The organism is Azoarcus taiwanensis, assembly GCF_012910885.1.
In the GTDB taxonomy this organism is placed as follows: Bacteria; Pseudomonadota; Gammaproteobacteria; order Burkholderiales; family Rhodocyclaceae; genus Azoarcus_F; species Azoarcus_F taiwanensis.
Genome location: NZ_WTVM01000293.1, coordinates 1 through 531, shown reverse-complemented (window position 1 = coordinate 531; position 531 = coordinate 1). Strand labels below are relative to the sequence as shown.

The following is a 531-nucleotide window of genomic DNA, read 5'->3' as shown; positions in this document are numbered from 1 at the left end:
CTGGCCTCGCTGCGTATTTCGCCGCTCAGAAATGTGAGTAAGTCCGCGCCTCGGTCTATTGGGAGTACTCCCCGTGTTTAGCCTGCTTAGAAATTTGGCCCTGAGCGCGATGATCGCAGTGGGCCTGAGTCTGCCGGCCGCCCAGGCGGCCGAGTGGTTGCCGACCGTCTTCACATTCGGCGCCTCGTCGGCGGTTGCCGCAGACATCGCCAAGGGCGAGGAGCTCGCACCCCGCTGTGTGGCCTGTCACGGCGCTGGCGGTAACAGCACCATTCCCAAGTATCCGCGCCTGTGCGGCCAGCATGAAGAGTATCTGCTGAAGTCCATGCTCGCCTTCCGCGACGGGCAGCGTGATGACCCCGAGATGGCCCCGCAGGTCATGATTTACGAAGACGAGGATCTGGCTGGCCTCGCTGCGTATTTCGCCGCTCAGAAATGTGAGTAAGTCCGCGCCTCGGTCTATTGGGAGTACTCCCCGTGTTTAGCCTGCTTAGAAATTTGGCCCTGAGCGCGATGATCGCAGTGGGCCTG

General features: G+C 61.6%; 1 protein-coding gene. It reads left to right on the top strand.

Features of this window, described 5'->3' with window-relative positions; all coding sequences use genetic code 11:
- Nucleotides 1-73 precede the first annotated feature (73 nt).
- A complete protein-coding gene (locus tag GPA21_RS20385; RefSeq protein WP_211163756.1) occupies nt 74-445 on the top strand; it encodes a c-type cytochrome in 372 nt (123 codons plus the stop codon).
- Nucleotides 446-531: the final 86 nt, after the last annotated feature.